Origin of the sequence: Micromonospora mirobrigensis, from assembly GCF_900091555.1 — a bacterium.
In the GTDB taxonomy this organism is placed as follows: domain Bacteria; phylum Actinomycetota; class Actinomycetes; order Mycobacteriales; family Micromonosporaceae; genus Micromonospora; species Micromonospora mirobrigensis.
This window is the reverse complement of the sequence record NZ_FMCX01000008.1, coordinates 179,969-203,833: the sequence shown is the minus strand read 5'-3', so window position 1 is coordinate 203,833 and position 23,865 is coordinate 179,969. Positions and strand designations below refer to the sequence as shown.

At 74.7% G+C, this 23,865-nt stretch carries 17 protein-coding genes; 5 read left to right on the top strand and 12 right to left on the bottom strand.

All coding sequences use genetic code 11. The features are described 5' to 3' along the window. Positions 1-7: 7 nt before the first annotated feature. On the top strand, positions 8-1,465 hold the full coding sequence (locus tag GA0070564_RS24310; protein WP_245670201.1) for an MFS transporter: 1,458 nt from the start codon (positions 8-10) through the stop codon (positions 1,463-1,465). A 127-nt stretch (positions 1,466-1,592) separates the two neighbouring features. Here GA0070564_RS24310 and GA0070564_RS24305 read toward each other — a convergent pair whose 3' ends face one another. Then, entirely contained in the window at positions 1,593-2,555 is a 963-nt protein-coding gene (locus GA0070564_RS24305; RefSeq protein WP_091613389.1) for a hypothetical protein, read from the bottom strand. After that, entirely contained in the window at positions 2,556-5,063 is a 2,508-nt protein-coding gene (locus tag GA0070564_RS24300; RefSeq protein ID WP_091613386.1) for an FtsK/SpoIIIE domain-containing protein, read from the bottom strand. A gap of 180 nt (positions 5,064-5,243) precedes the next feature. Here GA0070564_RS24300 and GA0070564_RS24295 point away from each other — a divergent pair, with 180 nt between their 5' ends. Then, the gene (locus GA0070564_RS24295; RefSeq protein ID WP_245670200.1) at positions 5,244-6,692 is read left to right on the top strand and encodes an alkaline phosphatase PhoX; all 1,449 of its coding nucleotides are present in this window, start codon (positions 5,244-5,246) and stop codon (positions 6,690-6,692) included. Between the two features lie 115 nt (positions 6,693-6,807). On the opposite strand, the gene GA0070564_RS24290 is transcribed toward GA0070564_RS24295, so the two are convergent. Then, positions 6,808-7,218, bottom strand: coding sequence for a hypothetical protein (locus GA0070564_RS24290; RefSeq protein ID WP_176730818.1), 411 nt, complete (start codon positions 7,216-7,218; stop codon positions 6,808-6,810). Positions 7,219-7,324: 106 nt separating this feature from the next. After that, the gene (locus GA0070564_RS24285) at positions 7,325-8,113 is read right to left on the bottom strand and encodes an SGNH/GDSL hydrolase family protein (RefSeq protein WP_091613382.1); all 789 of its coding nucleotides are present in this window, start codon (positions 8,111-8,113) and stop codon (positions 7,325-7,327) included. A gap of 202 nt (positions 8,114-8,315) precedes the next feature. Between GA0070564_RS24285 and GA0070564_RS24280 the strand changes: the two genes are divergently transcribed. Next, entirely contained in the window at positions 8,316-9,851 is a 1,536-nt protein-coding gene (locus tag GA0070564_RS24280) for a M1 family metallopeptidase (RefSeq protein WP_091613663.1), read from the top strand. 79 nt (positions 9,852-9,930) lie between these two features. Here GA0070564_RS24280 and GA0070564_RS24275 read toward each other — a convergent pair whose 3' ends face one another. The 3 genes from GA0070564_RS24275 to gltB all read right to left on the bottom strand — a co-directional run bounded on the left by GA0070564_RS24275 (position 9,931) and on the right by gltB (position 16,487). Then, on the bottom strand, positions 9,931-10,116 hold the full coding sequence (locus GA0070564_RS24275; protein ID WP_425412532.1) for a hypothetical protein: 186 nt from the start codon (positions 10,114-10,116) through the stop codon (positions 9,931-9,933). Between the two features lie 157 nt (positions 10,117-10,273). Beyond that, positions 10,274-11,779, bottom strand: a complete 1,506-nt coding sequence (locus GA0070564_RS24270) for a glutamate synthase subunit beta (protein ID WP_091613377.1) — start codon at positions 11,777-11,779, stop codon at positions 10,274-10,276. Next, the gene (gene gltB / locus GA0070564_RS24265) at positions 11,772-16,487 is read right to left on the bottom strand and encodes a glutamate synthase large subunit (RefSeq protein ID WP_091613374.1); all 4,716 of its coding nucleotides are present in this window, start codon (positions 16,485-16,487) and stop codon (positions 11,772-11,774) included. The genes GA0070564_RS24270 and gltB overlap by 8 nt, the downstream gene beginning before the upstream one ends. A 145-nt stretch (positions 16,488-16,632) precedes the next feature. Here gltB and GA0070564_RS24260 point away from each other — a divergent pair, with 145 nt between their 5' ends. Beyond that, a complete protein-coding gene (locus GA0070564_RS24260) occupies positions 16,633-17,478 on the top strand; it encodes a GNAT family N-acetyltransferase (RefSeq protein WP_091613369.1) in 846 nt (281 codons plus the stop codon). A gap of 2 nt (positions 17,479-17,480) precedes the next feature. On the opposite strand, the gene GA0070564_RS24255 is transcribed toward GA0070564_RS24260, so the two are convergent. Then, complete coding sequence (locus tag GA0070564_RS24255) at positions 17,481-18,662, bottom strand: FAD-dependent oxidoreductase (protein WP_091613366.1); 1,182 nt, start codon at positions 18,660-18,662, stop codon at positions 17,481-17,483. 17 nt (positions 18,663-18,679) lie between these two features. Then, complete coding sequence (lgt, locus tag GA0070564_RS24250; protein WP_091613363.1) at positions 18,680-19,945, bottom strand: prolipoprotein diacylglyceryl transferase; 1,266 nt, start codon at positions 19,943-19,945, stop codon at positions 18,680-18,682. 102 nt (positions 19,946-20,047) lie between these two features. Between lgt and GA0070564_RS24245 the strand changes: the two genes are divergently transcribed. After that, a complete protein-coding gene (locus tag GA0070564_RS24245; protein ID WP_091613360.1) occupies positions 20,048-20,608 on the top strand; it encodes an NUDIX hydrolase in 561 nt (186 codons plus the stop codon). A 131-nt stretch (positions 20,609-20,739) separates the two neighbouring features. On the opposite strand, the gene trpA is transcribed toward GA0070564_RS24245, so the two are convergent. Genes trpA through trpC form a run of 3 tightly spaced genes read right to left on the bottom strand, consistent with a single transcriptional unit; the run spans position 20,740 to position 23,619 of the window. After that, positions 20,740-21,543, bottom strand: coding sequence for a tryptophan synthase subunit alpha (trpA, locus tag GA0070564_RS24240; protein WP_091613660.1), 804 nt, complete (start codon positions 21,541-21,543; stop codon positions 20,740-20,742). A gap of 2 nt (positions 21,544-21,545) precedes the next feature. Further along, a complete protein-coding gene (trpB, locus tag GA0070564_RS24235) occupies positions 21,546-22,775 on the bottom strand; it encodes a tryptophan synthase subunit beta (RefSeq protein WP_091613357.1) in 1,230 nt (409 codons plus the stop codon). Positions 22,776-22,815: 40 nt separating this feature from the next. After that, positions 22,816-23,619 (bottom strand): indole-3-glycerol phosphate synthase TrpC, encoded by an 804-nt coding sequence (gene trpC, locus GA0070564_RS24230; RefSeq protein ID WP_176730825.1) that lies wholly within the window; start codon positions 23,617-23,619, stop codon positions 22,816-22,818. Positions 23,620-23,865 lie beyond the last annotated feature (246 nt).

Sequence of the window (23,865 nt, the reverse complement as noted above, 5' to 3'; positions counted from 1 at the left end):
GATCCACGTGGCCATCGCCATCCGACCCGTCCGGCACGGCTCACGCCGGCTGACCCTCGCCGTGCTCGCCGCCGGCGCGGGCGTCTTCTCGATGCTCCAGTCGCTCATCACGCCGGTGCTGCCGACCATCCAGCAGGACCTGCACACCAGCCGGAACACCGTCACCTGGGTGTTCACCGCGTACCTGCTCTCCGCCTCGATCTGCACGCCGATCCTCGGCCGGATCGGGGACATCCGGGGCAAGGAGCGGATGCTCGTCGTCTCGCTCGCCACGCTCGCCGTGGGCTGCCTGCTGGCCGCGGTGGCGCCCAGCATCGGCCTGTTGATCGCCGCCCGGATCGTGCAGGGCGTCGGCGGGGCGGTCTTCCCGCTCTCCTTCGGGATCATCCGCGACGAGTTCCCCGCGGCCCGGGTCTCCTCGGCCGTCGGCACCCTCTCCGCCATCGTCGCGGCCGGCAGCGGGCTGGGCATCGTGGCCGCCGGCCCGATCGTCGGCGCGCTGGACTACCGGTGGCTGTTCTGGATCCCGATGGTGGTGGTCGGGCTCACCGCCGTGGCGGCCCACCTGCTCGTGCCGGCCTCCCCGGTGCGCACCCCGGGCCGGATCAACTGGGCGTCGACCGCGCTGCTCTCCGGCTGGCTGGTCGCCCTGCTGCTGCCGATCAGCCAGGCCACGGTCTGGGGTTGGGGCTCGGTCCGGGTCGTCGCGCTGCTGGCGCTCGCCGTCGCGCTGTTCGCCGGGTGGCTGGTTGCCGAGATGCGCTCGGCCAACCCGCTTATCGACATGCGGATGATGCGGCTGCCGGCGGTCTGGACCACCAACCTGGCCGCGCTCCTCTTCGGCGCCGCGATGTTCGCCGTCTACGCCTTCGTGCCGCAGTTCGTGCAGATCCCGGCCAGCGCCGGGTACGGCTTCGGCGCCGGGGTCACCGGGGCCGGGCTGCTGATGCTGCCGATGCTGGTCGCCATGTTCCTCGCCGGCATCGTCGGCGGGCGGCTGGAGGCACGGTTCAGCGCGAAGGTCCAGCTCACCACCGGTGCCGCCCTCGGCGCCCTGGCCTGCGCGGCGCTGGCCGGGCTGCACGACCGGCCCTGGCAGGTGGCGGTGGCCGCCGGGCTCTTCGGCCTCGGCATCGGCCTGTCGTTCGCGGCGATGCCGAACCTGATCGTGCGGGCCGTCCCGGCCGCCCAGACCGGCGCGGCGACCGGGATGAACGCCAACATCCGCACCATCGGCGGCGCGATCGGTGGCGCGGCGGTGAGCGCGGTGATCACCGCGCACCCGCAGGCGAGCGGCCTGCCCCGGGAGGCCGGCTTCACCCTGGGCTTCGTGGTGGTGACCGTCCTCGCGGCGGCCGCCACCGCGGCGGCCGCCGCCGTCCCGTCCCGCCCCCGCTCACCGCAACCGCCCATCCCGACCGACGCACGACCGCCCGCGCTCATCCCTGTCGGCGCCGCCCGTTGACCGGGTGCCGGCCGAGGCAGGATCCGCACTACTTCACCGAAGTTGTCCCCTCCAACTCGGAGCGAGGCAACTACATCCCTGAAGTAGTGCGGATCTTGGACCAGCGCGGGCATGGAGCAGCGAAGCGTCAGCGCAGGAAGCGGACCAGCAGCAGGTAGGCGCAGTAGAGCATCGGCACCAGCAGCACGCAGATCACGAAGCCCATCGGCACGTACCGGGGTGGCGGCGTGGTGGCCAGCGGCGGCCGGCCGAACCGGGCGAGCACCAGGTAGCCGGCGAGGAACGACAGCACCGGCAGCCCCGCGCAGACGAAGGCGCCCAGGGTGACGCCGCCGACCAGGCCGACGCCGGAGGCGACCATCATGACCAGCATCAGCGTCGCCCCGGCGAGCGCGCAGGCGGCGTAGACGCCGAGCGCCCGGGCCGGTGGCGACCAGGCGGGCAGCAGCACCGCCTGGTGGCCGATCGCCTCGGTGGCCTGCACGTGCCGGTCCACCTCGTCGGCGAGCTGCCGGACCGCGGCCAGCTCCGCGGCCGGGTCGACCGGCGCCGGCCGCTGGGCCGGCACCACGGCCCCCGTCGTGGCCGGTGCCACCGGCCCCGCCGGGCCACCGCCACCCGCCGTCCCCATCGGGTACGCCCCGACCCCCGACCGCCCCGGCGCGGCGGCTACGCCGCCGGTCTCCCCCGCCCCGGTTCCGGCCCCCGCACCGGGGCGCACCGGAACGGGCGAGCCGGAGCCGGACAGCCCGGCCGGGGTTGCGCCGGCCTGGCCGGGACCGGACAGCCCGGCCGGGGCTGCGCCGGCCTGGCCGGGACCGGACGGCGCGGGCAAGCCTGCGCCGGTCTGGACGGGCGGACCGGGAGCCGCCGGTACCGTCCCCGACGGTGCGTCGGACATCGGCACCCCGATGGCCCGGCCGAGCTGGTCGAGGCGGTGCCCCTGGGCGGCGAGCCGCTGGTCGAGCTGCCCGGCGGCGGCCTCCAGCCCGCGCAGCCGCCGGGTCTCCTCGACGGCCGCCCGCTCGCCGGAGCGGAGCTGCCCGGAGAGGCGGGCGGCCAGGGCCGCGTACTCGTCGAAGGTGGCCACCTACCGCTCCTCGCGTTCGGGGCGGACGAACGGCACGATCAGCTGGAGCCGCTGGTCGTGCCGGTCCACCAGCAGCGCCCGGTTCGGCCGGGGCCGCCAGGCGAGGTCGTGCGCGCCGAGGTGCAGGCCCAGGTCGGCGCCGGGCACGTTCAGCGCGACCAGGCAGGCCACGTCGTCGCGCTGGTGCGCGCCGCCGAGGTCGTCGACGAGCGGGCGCAGCCCGCGCCACCAGCCGAGCAGGTGCACCCCGCGTCCGGGCCCGTCGCGCAGCACGGTGCGCAGCTCCTCCCGTCCGGAGCGGAAGGTCTCCGGGTCGGGCCGCTCCAGCGTCCCGGCGGCGGCCTCCATCCCGAACACCACCAGGTAGGTCCGGGTATCCGTCTGAGCGGTCGGGGTGGCGAGGGTGGTGAGCCGGTCGCGCAGGCCGACCGCGTCGAGCCGGTCCACCGGATGCCCCGCGGCGGTCAGGACGGCGGTCAGGACGGCGGCGACCGCCTGCGCCTCGGAGACCAGCGGGGCGAGCAGGAAGCGGGCCCGCCCGGGCGCGTGCTGGCGGGCCAGGCCGGTCACCGCCGCGTGGAGCACCTCGGCGCCGGTCGGGTCGGTGCCCACCACGGCCAGGTGCCGGCCGGGCACGGCGTCCAGGGTGAACCCGGCGGCCGTGCCGTCCACGTCGACCACCCGGCCGACCAGGGCCACCGGGGTGCCGGCGCCCGGGTGCAGGGCGGTGAAGGCCGGGGTGTCCGCCGGGTGCGCCGGTTCGTACCCACGGAAGACCGCCGGTGGGGGCGAGCCGTCCGGGCGGGCCGCCCACAGCTCGTGGCGTACCCGGGCCAGGCCGGTGGGGTCGGCGTGCGCGTTGGGGAATCGGACGACGGTGTCGGCGCCGGTCACCCCGGCGGCGGTGTTGACCACGGCCGAGCCGACGGTCAGCCGGCCGGCGGCGTCGTTGACCGGGTCGAGCACCCCGCCGCCGCCGGGCAGCGCCACCCGCAGCGGGAACTGGCCGAAGATCGCTTCGGCCCGGCCGTAGAGCGACTCGATGCCGGTGGCGCTCTGGCTGGCCAGCACCAGGTGCAGGCCGTACGAGCGGCCCTTGCGGGCCAGTTCCTCCAGCAGGTCGACGGCCTCCCGGGCCACCGCGTCGGTGCCGGCGAGCAGCACGTGGAACTCGTCGACCACGACCACCGCCCGGGGCAGCGCCGCCGCCGGGGGCAGGTCGGCCAGCCGGCTGACCCCGTGCCGCTTGAACACCGTGGCCCGGCGGTCCAGCTCCCGGCGCAGCCCGCGCAGCACCGCCAGGCCGTACTCCCGGTCGGACTCGATGCCGACGGCGCGGGCGTGCGGCAACCAGGACGGGTCGCGGTCGGTCGGCACGAACTCGGTGAAGCTGACGCCCTCCTTGAAGTCGAGCAGGTGCAGCTGGAGTTCGGCCGGCGGGTAGCGGGTGGCCAGTCCGTAGAGGACGTCGAGCAGGAAGACCGTCTTGCCGGCGCCGGTCCGGCCGCCGACCAGCCAGTGTGGGGTGGCGTCGTCGAAGGCGAGGGTGACCGGTTCCCGGCCGGCCCGGCCGACCACGGTACGCAGGCCGGTCGCGGCGGACTCCGTCCAGCGACGGGCGGGCAGCAGGTCGGCGAAGGTGGGCGGGTCGTCGCGGCGGACCGCCGGGCCGAGCTGCCGGGCCAGGGCGGCGGCGGCACCGGGCTGGGGGTCGCCGTCGAGCTGCACCGGCGCGGCCAGCCCCCGGCCGTCCGGGCTGAACGGATGCCGGGGCGGGTCGCCGAGCAGGGCGTACCGCTCGTTGAGGCGCAGCACGGTGGCGTGCGGGGCGGTGCGTTCGGCGCCCGGGGAGACGCCGGCCAGCAGCAGGCAGACCCCGGCGGTGTCGCCTGCGTGGGTCAGGGCGGTGAGCCGGGCCAGCTCCCGGGGACCGGGGGCCGAGGCGGCGACCAGCACCAGCAGCTCACCTGCCGGGCCGCCGGCCTGCCCGGCGCCGCGGACGTGCCGTTCCGCCTCGTCGAGCAGCGCGGCGATCTCCGTCTCGCTGGTGGCGGTCGGGGCGAGCACCCCGGCGTCGACCAGCGGGCGCAGCGGCAGGAAGGTGGCGCCCAGGGTGGCCGGGTCGATGCCGGCGACCCGGACCGTGCCGGCGGGAGCGGCGGCGAGCAGCCGCAGCACCAGCGTACGCAGCAGGGCGCCGACCCGGGCGTCGCGCGCGTCGCGGTCGACCACCAGGTGGTGTCCGGCGCCGAGCGGGACCAGGGCGGGGAAGCCACCGTCCACGGTGGTGGCCGCGCCGATCCGGACCGGCAGCGGGCCGGTGGCCGGCGGGGCGGCCGGGGCGGTCAGCGCGGCGGCGATCCGGTCCAGGCCGGCGACCAGCTCGGCGGTGTCCGGTGCGGCCGACGCGGCGGCGACGGCGAGCGCCCGGCGGGCCTGCGCCAACCGGTACGCGGCGTGCCGGTGGGCGGCGACGGCCTGCCCGTACGCCGTTGACAGCCTGCCCAATCCCGCCCCCAACGCCCGGCCGATCGATCTGGGCGAACCCTAACGGACCCGCGCCGGCTCGGCACGACGCACCGCCCCGACGCGGCCGGTACCCGACGTTGCCGCAGTGTTCGCCTGGGCGTCACCCGGGACGCCGGCGGTGTTCGGCCGGTCCGGATTGCCTGCTCACGGGATCAGTGAATGCGTGAACAGGAAGGCTTCGACGTGACCTCCTCCTCCTTCTCCCGCCGTGACCTGCTGCGCGGTGGCGCGGCCGGCGGCCTCGGCATCGTGGTGGCCGGCAGCCTGGAAGCGATCGCCGGTCCGGCCTCGGCCCGGGCCGCCGTCCGGCCGTCCGTCGGCTACGGCGAGCTCGTCCCGGACCCGGCCGGCCTGCTGGCGCTGCCGCCCGGCTTCTCCTACACGATCGTGGCGCAGGCCGGGGTGACCACGCTGGACAGTGGCCAGCCGACGCCGAGCGACGCCGACGGCACCGGCTGCTTCCGGTCGCCGACCGGCTCGGTGCTGGTCAACAACCACGAGATCGGCGGCAGCGAGCCGTACGGCGTGCCGCCGCTGCCGGGCCTCACCTACGACCCGGGCGCCCGGGGCGGCACCACGAACATCGAGGTCGACGGCCAGGGCCGGCGGCTGCGCGAGTACGTCAGCGTGGCCGGCACGCACAACAACTGCGCCGGCGGCATCACGCCGTGGGGCACCTGGCTGACCTGTGAGGAGACCGAGCAGAAGGCCGGTGGGAAGTACCTCAGGGACCACGGGTACGTCTTCGAGGTGGACCCGCACGACGCCGAGCAGAACCTGGACCCGGTGCCGCTGAAGTTCCTCGGCCGGTACGCCCACGAGGCGGTGGCGGTCGACCCGTACACCCACGCGATCTACCTGACCGAGGACGCCGGCAGCCCGAACGGGCTCTACTTCCGGTGGACCCCGCCGGCGGGCTTCCGGGGCGGCAAGGGCGCGCTGCGGGCGCTGGCCACCCGGCCGGACGGGGACACCGCCGGGGAGTTGCAGGCGATGAGCTGCTGGCTCGGCGACACCCACATCGACGACCTGGCCACCGCCACCCGCCCGGGCACCCGCTACAAGGTGCGGTGGGTCGACGTGCCGGACCGGGACGCGAAGAGCGTCTCGGTGCGCAAGCAGCTCGCCGAGGGGCAGGTGACCCGCAGCCGCAAGCTGGAGGGCGCCTGGTGGGCCGATGGCGGCGCGTACTTCGTGGCCAGCTTCGCCCGGCTCTCCGACGGCAGCGTCAACGAGCACGACGGGCAGGTCTGGTTCTACGACCCGCGGACCGAGTCGGTCACCCTGAAGACCATTTTCGGCGTCAACGAGAACCCGGACGTCGAGGGCGGCTACGACGGCCCGGACAACATCACCGTCTCGCCGTACGGCGGGGTGATCCTGGCCGAGGACGGCGAGGGCCTGTCGCACCTGGTCGGCGTGACCGAGCAGGGCAAGGCGTACCCGCTGGCCCGCAACGAGCTCAACGACAGCGAGTTCACCGGCCCGACGTTCAGCGCGGACGGCAAGGTGCTCTTCGCCAACATCCAGTCCCCGGGCTACGTCTTCGCGATCACCGGCCCGTGGGGCCGGCCGAGCAACGCCGACCCGGCGGCCGACCGCTCCTGAACCACACCGGCGACGGCCGGCGGCTCCTGGGGGGCCGCCGGCCGTCGCCGTCGGTCAGGTGCGGCGGTGGCGGGGCTTCAGCTGGGTCGGCAGCCCCGGTCGCGGCCGCCGTCGGTCACGCCGCAACCGAACACCTCGACCGGCGGGGCGACCACGTCCGGCACCCGGGCCACGGTGAGCAGCGCGAGTCGCTTGGCGATCGGCTCACCGGAGTCGGGGGCGTACCGGAGAGCTGCCGGTGCAGCTCACGCAGCACCGCCGGCACGTCGTCGGTCTCCGGTCGGGCGGACAGGTCGACCACGGCGTGCGGCACCCGGCGGTCGGCGCCCTGGCCGAGGAAGCGGCGCAGCAGGGCGGCGACGTCCGCGCTGCCCGGAGCGCGGGTGAGCCAGAGCAGCGGCAGCTGCCGGTCACCCCGGCGGGGCCGGCGCAGCAGCCGGGCGAGCAGGGTGAGCAGGTCGAGGCCGCCCCCGGTGAGCCGTTCCCGGGCCGGCCGGGGGTACTGCCGCACGGCGGGCTCATGCATCGCCACCTCCACGTCACCACGGGTACGCGCCAGTGTGCCCGTCGTACGCAAGCCGGCCGGCGGCCGGCGGTCCGGGGTGGACCGTCGGCCGCCGGGGGCGGCGGGGTCAGCCGATGGCGGCGGTGAGCGCGGCCAGGTAGCCGTAGCGGTAGCCGTCGGCGTTCGGGTGGTACGCCTCGATCACTCCGGTGACGTCGCGGATCCAGGGGCTGGCCGCGCAGACGCCGTGGCCGGCGAAGAACGGCCGCGCGTCCACGTAGGTCCCCCCGGCCGCGGCGGCCCGGTCGGCGATCACGCCGTCGAGCACGTCGGCGGCCTGGTTGAGGATGGTCCGCTTGTAGCTGCTCATCGCCAGCAGGCCGCACCAGCCGGTCTCGAACAGCCGCGGGTAGCCCAGCACCACCAGCCGGGCGTTGGGGGCCCGGCCGCGGATCGCCGCGTAGGTGGCGTCGAGCCGGGCGGGCAGGGTGGAGGTGGCGAACGCCTTGGCGCCGGCCACCGCGCTCTCGCAGGACGAGGTGCTGCCGAAGCGGCAACCGCTCATCACGTCGGCGAAGCCGGCGTCGTTGCCGCCGATGGTGATGGTCACCAGGGTGGTGCTGCTGCTCAGCGCGCCGACCTGGTCGTTCAGGACGTCGGCGGTGACCGCCCCGCCACAGGCCGGGAAGCGGAAACTGGTCACCGAGTGGGCGGCGGCCCAGAGCGGCGCGTACGACTTCTGGCTGCGCAGGCAGGTCGAGAGGTCGTACGAGCCGGCGCCGACGCCGGAGGAGTAGGAGTCGCCGAGGGCGACGTAGTTCTCGCCGGCCGCCTGGGCGGCGGTGGCGGGGACGGCCACGACGCCGAGGACTGTGGCGAGGAAGGCGACCAGCGCGGTGCGGACGCGACGGGGCATGACGGGACCTCCACGAGGCAGGTGGTGGTGGAGTCCGTGGACCGCGCGCGTGGCCAGGGATGGGATGGCTTGTTACCCGACGGTAATGCTATCGAAATATTTCCACGAATTGAAGAGCGGAGGGGCTTTCCACGGGCAGACGTGTTCACAACCGTCGATTAGGTTGGGCCGGGCGTACACCCCGATGGAGGGAGTCCACCTCGTGCGACGTGTTCTCGCGGCGGCCGTTGCCGCCCTGACCGTCACCACCGCCGGCACCGTCACCACCGGCGCTCCCGGCCAGGCCGCCCTACCGGGTCGGGCCCGGCCGGTGCCCGTCACGGCCAGCCCCACCCCGGGCAGCCCCGGGCTCGGCGACAGCTACTTCCCCGACTACGGCAACGGCGGCTACGACGTCGACCACTACGACGTCCGGCTGCGCTACGAGCCGGCCACCGACCGGCTCAGCGGCACCACCACAGTCCTGGCCACCGCCACCCAGGACCTGTCCCGGTTCAACCTGGACTTCGCCCTCGACGTCGAGTCGGTGCGGGTCAACGGCTGGCCGGCCGGCTTCGCCCGGGAGGGCGACCACGAGCTGGCGGTCACCGCGCCCCGGCCGATCGTCAAGGGCCAGTCGCTCACCGTCGTGGTGAGGTACGCCGGGATCCCGTCCCGGACCAAGGTCTACGGCTACACCGGCTGGACCCGGACCGCCGACGGCGCGCTCGCGGCCAACGAGCCCGAGTCGGCCTGGTGGTGGTTCCCCAGCAACGACCACCCGCTCGACAAGGCCACCTTCGACATCTCCGTCTCGGTGCCCACCGGCGTCGAGGTGATCAGCAACGGGGTGCAGCCGCGCGCCCCGCTCGCCGAGGCCGGCAACCGCACCCGATGGAGCTGGCGCAGCGTGCAGCCGGGGACCACCTACCAGGCGTTCATCGCGATCGGGCAGTACGACATCGTCACCGACACCGCGCCGAACGGGCAGCCGGTGGTCAACGCGTACAGCACCACGCTGGGCGAACGCGGGCCCGCCGCCCGGGCCAGCATCGAGCGCACCGCCGAGGTGGTCGACTGGGAGAGCGGGGTGTTCGGGCCGTACCCGTTCGAGGCGCAGGGCGGCGTGGCCGGCCCGATCGACGGCATCGGCTTCGCCCTGGAGACGCAGACCCGTCCGGTGTACGGGCCGGGCTTCTGGCGGCGCGGGAGCAACCCGTACGTGGTGGTACACGAGAACGCGCACCAGTGGTTCGGGGACTCGGTCTCGGTCGCGGACTGGAGCCAGATCTGGCTGAACGAGGGCTTCGCCTCGTACGCCGAGTGGCTCTGGTCGGAGGAGCAGGGCGAGGGCACCGCCCAGGAGCTGTTCGACCTCACCTACGCCGGCTACCCGGCCGACTCGGAGTACTGGCAGGTCCTCCCGGGTGACCCGGGCGCGAGCCGGGTCTTCGACGACGCGGTCTACGACCGGGGCGCGATGGCCCTGCACCAGATCCGGCTGGCCGTCGGCGACGACGCGTTCTTCCGGATCCTGCCGGCCTGGACCGCCGCGCACGCCCACGGCAACGGCACCATCGCCCAGTTCCAGGCCCTCGCCGAGCAGATCTCCGGCCAGGACCTGGACCAGGTCTTCACCACCTGGCTGTTCACCGCCGGGCGTCCCGAGGTGGCCGCCGCCGCGCGGGCCTCGCTCGCCCCGGCGCAGCCGAGGTCGTGGGCGAAGATCCGGGCCGCGCACGAGTTGCTGCCCCGCTGACCCGACCGGGGCCCGCTCACCACCCCTGGGAGCGGGCCCCGGTGGTCGCGGTGCCGCCGTCGGCGTCGCGCGGCCCTGTTCAGCCGGCGGCCGGCACGGGCGGCGCGGCGGCCTGTGCCGGGGCAGCCTCGATCGCCCGGATGTGCCGGCGATGATGCCGCAGCTGGACCACCCACACGTTGCGCACCGGGTCGCGCAGCGGCCCCCAGAAGGCCACCGCGAGGACGAGGTGCGCGAAGGCCAGCCAGTCGGTGCCGTAGAGCATGAACGGATAGCGGTCGCCGGTCTCGACGCGAGCGCCTCGACCTCGGGCGGCAGCGAGCGCAACCGCACATCGAGGCCCACCCGGACGACGCCGGGTGGACCGCGCAACGGGACGTCCGGGTGTCCGGCCTGACGGACCGGACACCCGGGCGTACGGGTCAGCGGGCGGCGAGCGGCTGCCGGGCCGGGTCCACCGGCGCCGGCAGCGTCCCCACCCCACCGAGGTAGGAGTGGATCGCCGCCGCGGCGGCCCGCCCCTCGGCGATGGCCCAGACGATCAGCGACGCCCCCCGGTGCATGTCACCGGTCACGAACACGCCGTCGGCGGCCTGCCAGTCCGACCGGGCGTCGACTGCGCCGCGGGCGTTGCGGGCCACCCCGAACTGCGCCAGCAGCGGCTGCTCCTCGGTGCCCTCGAAGCCGATGGCCAGCAGCACCAGGTCGGCCGGGAGCTCCCGCTCCGAGCCGGGCAGCGCGGTGAGGATCCGCCGGCCGTCCCGCTTCTCCACGGTGACCTCGGCGATCCGGACCGCCCGCACCTGGCCGGTGCCGTCGTTGACGAACTCCTGCACCGCCACGGCGAAGACCCGCTCGCCGCCCTCCTCGTGCGCCGGATAGTTGCGCAGCACCCACGGCCAGGTCGGCCACGGGTCCCGCTCGGCGTCCCGGTCCTGCGGCGGCTCCGGATAGAGGTCGAGCTGGTGCACGCCGGCCGCGCCCTGCCGGTGCGCCACGCCGAGGCAGTCGGCGGCGGTGTCGCCACCACCGATGATCACCACGTGCTTGCCGGCAGCGTCGATCGGCGTGCCGTCGGGCAGGGTGGCCAGCGCCGGCCGGCCCTCCCCCGCCGCGGCGACCACGCGATTCGCGGCAACCAGGTGCGACATCGCCTGGTGTACGCCGCGCAGCTCCCGGCCGGGCGTCTCCCCGGTGTCCCGGCCCTGCAACGCCCCACAGGCCAGCAGCACCGCGTCGTGCTCGGCGCGCAGCTGCTCGGCGGTCACGTCGACGCCCACGTCCACGCCGGTGCGGAACCGGACGCCCTCGGCGGCGAGCTGGGCGATCCGCAGGTCGACGTGCTGCTTCTCCAGCTTGAAGTCCGGGATGCCGTAGCGGAGCAGGCCACCGATCGCGTCGTCACGCTCGTACACGGTGACGGCGTGACCGGCGCGGGCCAGCTGCTGGGCGGCGGCGAGCCCGGCGGGGCCGGAGCCGACGACGGCGACCGACCGGCCGGTCGGCGCCGGCGCCGGGCGGGGCCGCAGCCCGCCCCGGGCCACCGCCGCGTTGGCGATCTCCACCTCGACCTGCTTGATGGTGACCGGCTGCTGGCCGCCCAGGCCCAGCACGCAGGCCGCCTCGCAGGGCGCCGGGCAGAGCCGGCCGGTGAACTCCGGGAAGTTGTTGGTGGCGTGCAGCGACTCCACCGCCGCGTCCCAGTCGCCGGTACGCACCAGGTCGTTCCAGTCCGGGATGCGGTTGCCCAGCGGGCAGCCGTCGTGGCAGAACGGGATGCCGCAGTCCATGCAGCGGGTGGCCTGCTCGCGGATCAGCTCCTCGCCGGCCGGTGGGTACACCTCCCGCCAGTCGGTGATCCGCACCGGCACGGGCCGGCGGGCCGGCAGCCGCCGGTCGTAGCGCAGGAAACCGTTCGGGTCAGGCACGAGCCACCTCCTGGGCGACCACCCGCGGGGCGGGCGGCACCGGCACGGACGACACGGCGGGGGTGAGCGCGCTCATCACCGCGTCGTCGACGTCGTGGCCGGCGGCTTCGGCGGCCCGCATGATCTCCATCACCCGGCGGTAGTCCCGGGGTACCACCGCGGTGAACTCCTCCACCGCCTCCGGCCAGCGCTTGAGCAGCCCCTCGGCCACCGCCGAGTCGGTCTCGGCGAAGTGCCGCTGGACCAGCTCGTGCAGCAGCGCCCGCTCCTCGTCGCGCAACGGCGCCAGGTCGACCAGCTCGGTGTTGACCCGGGCGCGGTCCAGCCGGTGCACGAAGGCGGAGCCACCGGACATGCCGGCGGCGAAGTTGCGCCCGGTCTCGCCGAGCACCACCACCGTGCCGCCGGTCATGTACTCGCAGCCGTGGTCACCCACGCCTTCGACGACCGCCGCCGCGCCCGAGTTGCGCACCGCGAACCGCTCCCCCACCCGGCCGCGCAGGAACAGCTCGCCGGCCGTGGCCCCGTACAGGATGGTGTTGCCGGCGATGATCTGGTCCTCGGCGCGCTGCCCGGCCGCGGCGTCCTCGCCGACGAACGGCGCGGCGGCGTCCGGGCGCACGACCAGCCGGCCGCCGGAGAGCCCCTTGCCGACGTAGTCGTTGGCGTCGCCGTGCAGCCGCAGGGTCACCCCGCGCGGCAGGAACGCGCCGAACGACTGCCCGGCGGTGCCGCGCAGCAGGAACTCGATGGTGTCGGCGGGCAGGCCGGCGCCGCCGAAGCGGCGGGTGACCTCCCCGCCGAGCATCGCGCCGACGCTGCGATGCTCGTTGCGGACCGTCACCTCGGTACGCACCGGCGTGCCGTCGCGCAGCGCCGGCTGCGCCAGGGCGATCAGTTCGTTGTCCAGCGCCAGCTCCAGGCCGTGGTCCTGGGCGCGTACGCCGCGTCGGGCCGCGCCCGCCGGCAGCTCCGGCAGGTGCAGCACCGGGGCCAGGTCCAGCCCGTGGCCCTTCCAGTGGTCGATGGCCGGGGTCAGGTCCAGCACCTCGGTCTGCCCGATCGCCTCCTCGATCGACCGGAAGCCCAGCTCGGCGAGGTAGCCGCGGACCTCCTCGGCGAGGAAGAGGAAGAAGTTCTCCACGAACTCCGGCTTGCCGGTGAACCGCTCGCGCAGCACCGGGTTCTGGGTGGCGATGCCGACCGGACAGGTGTCCAGGTGGCAGACCCGCATCATCACGCAGCCCTCGACGATCAGCGGGGCGGTGGCGAAGCCGAACTCCTCGGCGCCGAGCAGCGCCGCGATCAGCACGTCCCGCCCGGTCTTGAGCTGGCCGTCGACCTGCACGGTGACCCGGTCGCGCAGCTTGTTGAGCAGCAGCGTCTGCTGCGCCTCGGCCAGGCCCAGCTCCCACGGGGTGCCGGCGTGCTTGAGCGAGTTGAGCGGGGACGCGCCGGTGCCGCCGTCGTGGCCGGAGATCAGGATGACGTCGGCCTTGAGCTTGGCCACGCCGGCGGCCACGGTGCCCACGCCGACCTCGCTGACCAGCTTGACGTGCACCCGGGCGGCCGGGTTGACGCACTTCAGGTCGTGCACGAGCTGGGCGAGGTCCTCGATGGAGTAGATGTCGTGGTGCGGTGGCGGGGAGATCAGGCCGACGCCGGGGGTGGCGTGCCGGGTGCGGGCGATCCACGGCCAGACCTTGTTGCCGGGCAGCTGCCCGCCCTCGCCGGGCTTGGCGCCCTGGGCCATCTTGATCTGGAGGTCGTCGGCGTTGACCAGGTATTCGCTGGTCACCCCGAAGCGGCCGCTGGCGATCTGCTTGACCGCGGAGCGGCGGGCCGGGTCGTGCAGCCGGTCGACGTCCTCGCCGCCCTCGCCGGTGTTTGACTTGCCGCCGAGCCGGTTCATCGCGATCGCGAGGGTCTCGTGCGCCTCGGCCGAGATGGAGCCGTACGACATGGCGCCGGTGGCGAACCGCCTGACGATCTCGGTGGCCGGCTCGACCTCGTCGATCGGCACCGCGGGGCGCAGCCCGGTACGCAGGGTGAACAGCCCGCGCAGCGACCCGGCCCGGGCGGCCAGCTCGTCGACCTTGGCGGTGTACTGCCGGAAGACGTCGTACTGGCGGCTGCGGGTGGCGTGCTGGAGCAGGAAGACCGTCTCCGGGTTGAACAGGTGCAGCTCACCCTCGCGGCGCCACTGGTACTCCCCGCCGACCTCCAGCCGGTCGCTGGCCGGCACGCCCGGCGCCGGCCAGGCCAGCGAGTGCCGGGCGGCGACCTCGGCGTGGATCTCGTCCAGGCCGATCCCGCCGATCTTGCTCGGGGTGCCCCGGAAGTACCGCTGGACCAGCCGGGTGTCCAGGCCGACCGCCTCGAAGACCTGCGCCCCGCAGTACGACGACACCGTCGAGATGCCCATCTTGGACATGATCTTCAGGACGCCCTTGCCGAGCGCCTTGACGTAGTTGCGGACCGCCTTGCGCGCCTCCACGCCGACCAGCGCGCCGGTGGAGATCATGTCCTCGACCGACTCGAAGGCCAGGTACGGGTTGACCGCCGCCGCGCCGTACCCGATCAGCACGGCCGCGTGGTGCACCTCCCGACAGTCGCCGGACTCCACGACCAGCGCCACCTGGGTGCGGGTCTGCTCGCGGACCAGGTGCTGGTGCACCGCCGCCGTCAGCAGCAGCGACGGGATCGGGGCCAGGTCGGCGTTGGAGTCCCGGTCGGACAGCACCAGGATCCGGACGCCGTCCTCGATCGCCTCGGAGACGTGCCGGCAGATCTCGGTCAGCCGGGCCTTGATGCCGGCCCCGCCGTCGCGGATGCGGTAGAGACCGGAGACCCGGACCGCCTTGAAACCGGGCAGGTCACCGTCCTCGTCCACCGACAGGATCTTGGCCAGCTCGTCGTTGTCGATCACCGGGTACGGCAGCACGATCTGCCGGCAGCTCGCCGGGCCGGGATCGAGCAGGTTCCCCTCCGGGCCGATGGTCGACGCCAGGCTGGTCACCAGCTCCTCGCGGATGGCGTCCAGCGGCGGGTTGGTGACCTGGGCGAAGAGCTGGTGGAAGTAGTCGTAGAGCAGCCGCGGCCGGGTCGACAGCGGGGAGATCGGGGTGTCGGTGCCCATCGACCCGATCGGCTCGGCGCCGAGCCGGGCCATCGGGGCGAGCAGGATCTTCAGCTCCTCCTGCGAGTAGCCGAAGGTCTGCTGCCGGCGGCGCACCGAGTCGTGGGTGTAGACCACGTGCTCGCGCGGGGGCAGGTCGTCCAGCTCGATCAGGCCGGCGTGCAGCCACTCGTCGTAGGGCCGCTCGGCGGCCAGCTCGGCCTTGATCTCCTCGTCGGAGACGATCCGGCCGTTGACCGTGTCGACCAGGAACATCCGGCCCGGCTGGAGCCGACCCTTGGCGACCACGGTGGCCGGGTCGAGGTCGAGCACGCCCGCCTCGCTGCCCAGCACGACGAGCCCGTCGGCGGTACGCCACCAGCGGCCCGGGCGCAGCCCGTTGCGGTCCAGCACCGCGCCGACGATCTCGCCGTCGGTGAACGCGACCGACGCCGGCCCGTCCCACGGCTCCATCAGGCTGGCGTGGAAGCGGTAGAAGGATCTCCGACGGTGGTCCATGGCCGGGTCGTTCTCCCAGGCCTCGGGGATCATCATCAGCACCGCGTGCGGCAGGCTCCGCCCGGCCAGGTGCAGCAGTTCGAGGACCTCGTCGAAGTTCGCCGAGTCGGAGGCGGCCGGGGTGCAGACCGGGAAGATCCGCCGGATGTTGCCGGGGATGTGCCCGCCGGCTCCGCCGGCGGCTGAGGAACCGCCGCTGAGCATCGACTCTCTTGCCTGCATCCAGTTCCGGTTGCCGCGGATCGTGTTGATCTCGCCGTTGTGCGCGATGAACCGGTACGGGTGGGCCAGCGGCCAGGACGGGAAGGTGTTGGTGGAGAACCGGGAGTGCACCAGCGCGATCGCGGTGACCACCCGCTCGTCGGTCAGCTCCGGGTAGTACGCCGGCAGCTGGTCGGGGGTGAGCATGCCCTTCCAGACCATGGTCCGCGCGGACAGCGACGGGAAGTACGCCGGCACGCCCCGCTCGGCGCTCTCCCGCTCGGCCTGCTTGCGGACGCAGAACGCCACCCGGTCCAGGTCGAGGCCGGACAGCGGCGAACCGGCCGGGCCGGCCGGGGTGTCGGTGAGCCGGTGCGCGGCCAGGAAGAGCTGCCGGACCCGGGGCATCGCCGCGAGCGCCGTCTCGCCCAGGCCGGACGGGTCGGTCGGCACGTCCCGCCAGCCGAGCACGTCGGCGCCCTCGACCAGGGCGTACTTCTCCACCACCCGGCGGGCGCGGGCCTCGGCGGCGTCGTCGTCGGGGAGGAAGACCAGGCCGGTGGCGTACTGGCCGGCCGGCGGGAGCGGGAAGTCGACCACGGTGCGCAGGAACGCGTCCGGCACCTGGATCATGATCCCGGCGCCGTCACCGGTGTTCTGCTCCGCGCCCCGGGCGCCGCGGTGGTCCAGCCGGACCAGCGCCTCCAGGCCGTTCGCCACGACCTCGTGCGAGCGTCGTCCGTGCAGGTCCGCCACGAAGGCCACACCGCACGCGTCGTGCTCCTGCGCCGGGTCGTAGAGCCCGGACGCGGACCGTCCCGGTCCGGCGGTCGTGGCCGCCTGCGGGCTGTGAGGGTACGGAAGGGCCACCGGGCCTCCTGTCGTCGCTCAGGATGGATCAAGGTGGGGACGACGTCGGCCCTCGGGGGTCTATTGAGTCTACGTTAGGTCGGGGAAAGCAAGACCAGTGCAGATTGATCACACTTCCAACATCTGGGACGTGTAGTCTCGCGCGGTGGATTTCGTACCGGCTGACCTCTTCGACCGACTGGAAGCCTTCTACGACGCGGTGCCCCGCGACGCGGCCCGTCCGGAAGAACACGGTGCGCTGGTGCTCTTCGTCCGCGACGGCGCGGGCTGGCCGTTCTACGCCCGGCCGCGCCTCGACGCCACCGACACCCCGTCGCTGGCCGACGTCATGGCCGTCCGGGAACGGCAGCGGGAGCTGGGGCTGCCGGAGGCCTTCGAATGGGTGCACGACCGCACCCCGGGCCTGCTGGCCGTGGCCCGTTCCGCCGGGCTCGCCGTGCTGGAGGCGCCGTTGATGGTGCTGGAGGCGGACGCGCTGCCCGAGGCGGCGAGCCTCACCGACGTACCCGTGCGGGTGCTGGACCCCACCGACGCCGACTTCGCCGTGGACGTCGCCGCCCGCCGGGCCGTCGCCGCCGTCGGCTTCGCCGCGGCCGGCACCGCCCGGGGCGACGCCGGACCGGCGCAGCGGGACGCCGCGGTAACCGAACTGGACGTCGCCGCCCTCGACGAGGAGCGGGTACGCATCGCCGACGGCCGCCGCCTCTCGGTGATCGCCGGCACACCGGCCGAGGGCGCGCTGGCCAGCGGCATGGCGATGCGGGTCGGCGACGTGGCGGAGATCGCCGGGGTGGCCACCCTGCCGTCGGCCCGCCGCCGGGGCCTCGGCGCGGCGGTCACCGCCGCCCTCGCCCACGAGCTGCGCGCCGCCGGCACCGACCTGATCTTCCTGAGCGCCGGCAGCGAGGAGATCGCCCGGGTGTACCTGCGCGTCGGCTTCCGCCGCGTCGGCACCGCCTGCATCGCCGAACCCGCCCCCGTCCTACCCTGATCTCAGGGGGTGGGGGGTGTCCACTGGGCGGCGGCGGTGGCGGCGCTGTTGCGCAGCCGGGGGCTGATCTTGCCGAGGGCGGCGTCGCGGGCGCGCAGGGCGAGCCGGCCGCGGGTCTGCAGGACCGCCGACATCCGCCGGGTCTGCCGCACCACGGTTGCCGCGCGCGGACGACGGGCCCGGTCGTAGGCCTGCACCGCGTCCGGCAGGCGGGCGTCACGTAACAGGGACTGCAACGTGGCGGCGTCCTCGAAGGCCAGGCAGGCGCCCTGGCCCAGATGCGGCGGCATGGCGTGGGCGGCGTCGCCGAGCAGCACCACCCCGCCCGGCCCGGCCGGGAAGCCGTACGCCCGGGGCAGCGGGCGCAGCTCGCGGACCTCCTGCTGGACCAGGTCCGCCGGGTCGGTCGCGGCGAGCAGCGCCCCGATCGGCTCCGGCCAGCCCGCGTACCAGCGGCGTAGCAGGGCCAGCTGGGTCTCCGGCGGCTCCGGGCGTGGCGCCCCCGCGGCGGTGGCCACCCAGTAGATGCCGCCCCGGCCGGACTCGCCCCGCTCGCCGAGCGAGGCCGCCACGAAGCGGTAGCCGGCGCCGAGCGTCTCACCGTTCACCGGCTGGTCTGCCGGGAGCTTCGGGGCCCGGTACCAGGGGACCACCGCCCGCCAGGCGGCGCAGCCGGAACTCACCACCCCGGACTCCGGGGCCAGCTGCCGGCGGATTTCGCTGTCCGTGCCGTCCGCGGCGACCAGCAGGTCCGCCTCGAAGGTCTGCCGGCCGTCACCGACCGCCGGCCGCTGCCCGGCCGTCGCGGTCACCGTCCGCACGGCCACCCCGGTCCGCAGCTCCACCTGGTCGCCCAGGCCGGCGATCAGGGCGTCGTGCAGGTCCTCGCGGTGCACCACCACGGGGGTACGGTCGGCGGGCGTCGGGCGGGGCTGCACCAGCCACTGGCCGTCCGGGCGGCGTACCCCGCCGTCGGGCAGCGGGGTGGCGATCGCCTCCAACCCCGAGCCGAGGCCGAGGGCGCGCAGCGCGCGTACCCCGTTGGGCCAGAGCACGACGGCCGTCGGCTCGGGGCGTACCCGGTCGGCCCGTTCGAGGAGGGTGACCCGCCACCCGGAGCGGGCCAGCGCCCCGGCGGTCGCCAGTCCACCCAGGCCGGCTCCGACCACCACCGCGGTACGCATGGGCGCCGCTCCCCCGCTCAGCTGTCCCGGTCGGCGGGGCGACCGCCGGCCGCACCGGCCCGGTCGTCCTGGTCCGCCGCGACCCGGTCACCCTGGTCCGCCGCGACCCGGTCACCCTGGTCCGCCGCGACCCGGTCATTCTGGTCCGCCGTGGCCCGGTCCTGCGGGTCCGGCCCGGTCGGGCGGTCATCGGTGGCGTCCCGGTCCACCGGCTCGTCGTCGCCGGCCGCCGCGGCTTCCCCGGCCGCGTCGGTCGGCGTCGGCTCCTCCGGCGGGACACCGGTCTCCTGGTACGTCCGGAACTGCTCCTCGCTGACCACCCGGTAGCCCTCCGGGGCCACCGTGGCGGGCCCGGTCTCCCGCTGCGCGAGGTCGACCTGGGACAGGTCACCCCCACCGGCCGGCACGGCGGGCGCTTGGACACCGATCGGGATCAGGTATTCGCGCGGGCCACGCACCCGCAGGAAGTAGATCAGGGCGCCCACGAAGACCAGCGCGGCCGTCCAGACGTTGAGCCGCACCCCGAGGATGTGGGTCGCCGGGTCGCTGCGCATCAGCTCGATCCAGAACCGGCCGGCGGTGTAGCCCATCACGTAGAGCGCGAAGGCCCGGCCCCGACCCAGCTTGAACCGCCGGTCGACGAGCAGCACCAGCGCGGCGACCCCGATGTTCCACAGCGCCTCGTAGAGGAACGTCGGGTGGTAGAGGCCGGGTTCGAGGACCGGCTTGCCGTCGGCCAGCTCCGCGTGGCCGGGGTTGCCCGGGTCCATCCGGTGCACCTCCAGGCCCCAGGGCAGGGTGGTGCGGCCGCCGTACAGCTCGTTGTTGAACCAGTTGCCGAACCGCCCCACCGCCTGCGCCAGCGGCAGCCCGGGGGCGAGCGCGTCGGCGACCACGGCGAACGGGATGCCGAGCTGCCGGGCGGCGATCCAGGCGCCGATCGCGCCACCGGCGACCGCGCCCCAGATGCCCAGGCCGCCCTCCCAGATGGCGAACGCCTTGAGCGGCTGACCGCCGTCGCCGAAGTACTTGTCCGGCGAGGTGATCACGTGGTAGATCCGGGCGCCGATGATGCCGGTCGGCACCGCCCAGACGGCGATGTCCAGCACCGCGCCGGGGGCCACCCCGCGCCGGCGCAGCCGCCACTCCGTCACCACGCAGGCGACCACGATGCCGAGGATGATGCAGAGCGCGTACGCCCGGATCGGCACCGGCCCGAGCTGCCACACGGCGGTGCTCGGGCTGGGCAGGGCCGCCTGGGGGATCGTCGAGGCGAGGGTCACGGGTGCACACGCTACCGCTGCGGACCGCCCCGGCGGCACCCCGGTCCCGGCGGTTGTCGCAACCGATGACTTCTGGTTTGCGGGCCCGTAGGCTCTTTGTCCATGAGCGGGCTCACCTGGGCGGTGGCCGCCGTCGTCCTGGACGGGACCGGTCGCGTGCTGCTCTGCCGCCAGGGTCACGGCGAACGGCGCTGGGCGCTGCCCGGCGGCCGGCTCCGCTCCCCGCGGTGCCCGGCCGCGGCGGTCACCGAGGCGGTCCTGCGGGAGACGGGGCACCGGGTCGAGCCCGTCGATCTGGTGGGGCTCTACCACCTGAGCGAGGGTCCCTGCGGGTGTGGCGACGGGGTGCGACCGGCGCCGGCCGGCTCCCCACCCGACGTGGTGGTGCACGTCTTCCGGGCCGGGTCGGTAGCGGCGGGTGGCACGGAGCGCGGGGCGGCCGACGGGTGCGTGCTGGGCTGGCACCACCCCGACGCCCTGCCCGCCCGGCTCACCCCGGTCACCCGGGCCGCCGTCACCGACGCCCTCGCCGGCCGCGCCGGCGTGCTGCGGGACCTGCGCCCCGACCGTCCGGCAACCGGCGCCCCGCTCGACGAAGCCCCGATCACCCTGCCCGGCCAACCCGGCTCGGTCTCCCCCACCCCCCACACCCTGTCCACCTGACGGCCCGCACGACCCACCGCTAGGCCCGGTTGATCATGAAGTTAGCGCGTCGATCCATGGCATCTGGCGGCGCCAACTTCATGATCAACGCGCGGGGCGGGGGTGGGTGCGGGAAGGGGGAGCCGGGGGGGTTAGCGGGTGGGGTTGCGGACGCCGTCGGCCAGTTCGGCGCTGAGGGTACGCAGGGCGGTCAGGCCGGCGGCCCGGTCCGGCGCGTCCAGGACGCAGCGGACCAGGGCGCTGCCCACGATCACGCCGTCGGCGTACCCGGCGACGGTGGCGGCCTGCGCGCCGGTGCCCACGCCCAGCCCGACGCCGACCGGCAGGTCGGTGACCTCGCGGGTGCGGGAGACCAGGATCGGCGCCGCGTCCGAGGTGCGCGCCCGGGCCCCGGTCACGCCCATCACCGCGGTGGCGTAGACGAAGCCCCGGCAGTGCTGGACCGTCATGGCCAACCGCTGGTCGGTGGAGGAGGGCGAGACCAGGAACGTGCGGTCCAGGCCGTGCGCGTCGGAGGCGGCCAGCCACTCCTGCGCCTCGTCGGGAATCAGGTCCGGCGTGATCAGGCCGGTGCCGCCGGCGGCGGCCAGGTCACGGGCGAACGCGTCGACGCCGTACCGCTCGACCGGGTTCCAGTAGGTCATGGTGACCACCGGCGCGCCGGTGGCCGCCACCGCCTCGATGATCCGCAACGCGTCGGCGGTGCGTACGCCGCCGGCCAGGGCGATGTCACTGGCCTTCTGGATCACCGGTCCGTCCATCACCGGGTCGGAGTACGGGATCTCCACCTCGATGACGTCCACCCCCGCCTCGACCATGGCGGTCATCGCGGCGATGCTCCCCTCGACGGTCGGGAAGCCGGCCGGCATGCAGCCGACCAGTACGGCCCGACCGTCGGCGCGGGCCTTGTCGAAGGCGACGCCGATCCGACTCACGTTCACTGCTCCTTGTCGAGGATGCCGAAGTACTCGCCGGCGGTGTGCACGTCCTTGTCGCCACGGCCGGAGAGGTTGATCAGGATGACCGGCTCCCGGCCCAGCTCGGCGGCGAGCTTCGGGGCGATCTGCACGGCCCCGGCCAGCGCGTGCGCGCTCTCGATCGCCGGGATGATCCCCTCGGTGCGGCAGAGCAGCTCGAACGCGGCCATCGCCTCGGTGTCGGTCACCGGGGTGTAGGTGGCCCGCCCGCTGTCGTGCAGCCAGGCGTGCTCGGGCCCGACGCCGGGGTAGTCCAGGCCGGCGGAGATCGAGTGCGACTCCACGGTCTGGCCGTCGGCGTCCTGGAGCACGTACGTCCGGGTGCCGTGCAGCACCCCGGTGGACCCGCCGGTGATGCTCGCCGCGTGCTTGCCGGTCTCCACCCCGTCGCCACCGGCCTCGAAGCCGTACAGCCGCACGTCGGCGTCGCCGACGAAGGCGTGGAAGATGCCCAGCGCGTTGGAACCGCCGCCGACGCAGGCCGCGACCGCGTCGGGCAGCCGGCCGATCTGGTCGAGGCACTGCTGGCGGGCCTCGTCGCCGATGCCGCGGACGAAGTCCCGCACCATGGCCGGGAAGGGGTGCGGCCCGGCGGCGGTGCCGATCAGGTAGTGGGTCTCGTCGACGTTGGCGACCCAGTCCCGCATCGCCTCGTTCATCGCGTCCTTGAGGGTGCGCGAGCCGGTGGTGACCGGGACCACGGTGGCGCCGAGCATCCGCATCCGGGCCACGTTCAGCGCCTGCCGCTCGGTGTCCACCTCGCCCATGTAGACGACGCACTCCAGGTCGAACAGGGCGGCGGCGGTGGCGCTGGCCACGCCGTGCTGGCCGGCGCCGGTCTCCGCGATCACCCGCCTCTTGCCCATCCGCTTGGTGAGCAGGGCCTGACCGAGCACGTTGCGCACCTTGTGCGCGCCGGTGTGGTTCAGGTCCTCCCGCTTGAGCAGCACCCGGGCGCCGAGCTTGGCGGAGAGCCGCTCGGCCGGGTACAGCAGCGACGGGGTGCCCGCGTAGTCGCGCAGCAGGGCGGCGAACTCCCCGCGGAACGACTCGTCGGCCATCGCGGTGCGCCACGCCCCGTCCAGCTCGTCCAGCGCGGCCACCAGGGCCTCGGGAACGAACCGGCCACCGAAGCGGCCGAAGTGGCCGGCGGTGTCGGGGTACGGGGCGGCCAGCGCGTCGGCGCTCATCGCGGGTTCCTCTCGCAGCGGTTTCGGACCCCGACGCGGCTCAGCGCGCCGGTCGGGGCGTCGCCGGGTGGTTCCCGGCGTTGACCAGTTCGGCCACCGCCTCGCGGGGGCTCTTCTGGGTGACCAGTCCCTCGCCGACCAGGACCGCGTCGGCACCGGCCGAGGCGTACCGGATGAGGTCGTGCGGGCCGCGGACGCCGGACTCGGCGATCTTGACCACGCTGCTCGGCAGGCCGGGCGCGATCCGCTCGAAGACGGACCGGTCGACCTCCAGGGTACGCAGGTCACGGGCGTTGACCCCGATCACCTGTGCCCCCGCCTCCAGGGCCCGGTCGGCCTCCTCCTCGGTGTGCACCTCGACCAGCGCGCACATGCCGAGCGACTCGATCCGCTCCAGCAGGCCGACCAGGGCGTTCTGCTCCAGCGCCGCGACGATCAGCAGCACCAGGTCGGCGCCGTGCGCCCGGGCCTCGTGGACCTGGTAGCTGGAGACCACGAAGTCCTTGCGCAGCACGGGCACCTTCACCGCGGCGCGCACGGCGGCCAGGTCGTCCAGCGACCCACCGAACCAGCGCCCCTCGGTCAGCACGCTGATCGCCCGGGCGCCGCCCGCGGCGTAGTCACCCGCCAGGTCGGCGGGGTCGGCGATCTCGGCCAGCCGCCCCTTGGACGGCGAGGAGCGCTTGACCTCCGCGATCACCGCCACACCGGGCCGGCGCAGGGCCGCGTACGCGTCCAGCGGCGGCGGCGCGGCGGCCGCCAGCTGGCGGATCCGCTCCAGCGGCACCTGCGCCTGGCGCTGTGCCACGTCCTCGCGCACACCGGCAATGATCTCGTCGAGCACGCTTACGAACTTCGCCTTACCGGCGTCGTCCCCCTCCGCGTGCGCATGCTCAGCAGTCACCAACGGACTCCCCTCTCCGGGTGTCATGGGCCGATGCTAGGTGGCGCCACCTGGTGTCGGGTGGCGGGGGTATGGCGCTCCTCACGAGATGGCCTGGGGCATAATGGCCGACTTCCGGTGAACGGGATGTCACCCAGGGCCACCGGTGGGATCGACCACGGTCACCGGCCGGCCACCGCTGGAACG

Bases quoted from the DNA above. Each gene is read 5' to 3' on its own strand.
- GA0070564_RS24255 (WP_091613366.1), bottom strand. From the start codon at position 18,662: ATGCGTACCGCGGTGGTGGTCGGAGCCGGCCTGGGTGGACTGGCGACC.
- trpB (WP_091613357.1), bottom strand. From the start codon at position 22,775: ATGAGCGCCGACGCGCTGGCCGCCCCGTACCCCGACACCGCCGGCCAC.
- GA0070564_RS24245 (WP_091613360.1), top strand. From the start codon at position 20,048: ATGAGCGGGCTCACCTGGGCGGTGGCCGCCGTCGTCCTGGACGGGACC.
- GA0070564_RS24275 (WP_425412532.1), bottom strand. From the start codon at position 10,116: ATGCTCTACGGCACCGACTGGCTGGCCTTCGCGCACCTCGTCCTCGCG.
- GA0070564_RS24290 (WP_176730818.1), bottom strand. From the start codon at position 7,218: ATGCATGAGCCCGCCGTGCGGCAGTACCCCCGGCCGGCCCGGGAACGG.
- GA0070564_RS24285 (WP_091613382.1), bottom strand. From the start codon at position 8,113: ATGCCCCGTCGCGTCCGCACCGCGCTGGTCGCCTTCCTCGCCACAGTC.
- GA0070564_RS24295 (WP_245670200.1), top strand. From the start codon at position 5,244: ATGCGTGAACAGGAAGGCTTCGACGTGACCTCCTCCTCCTTCTCCCGC.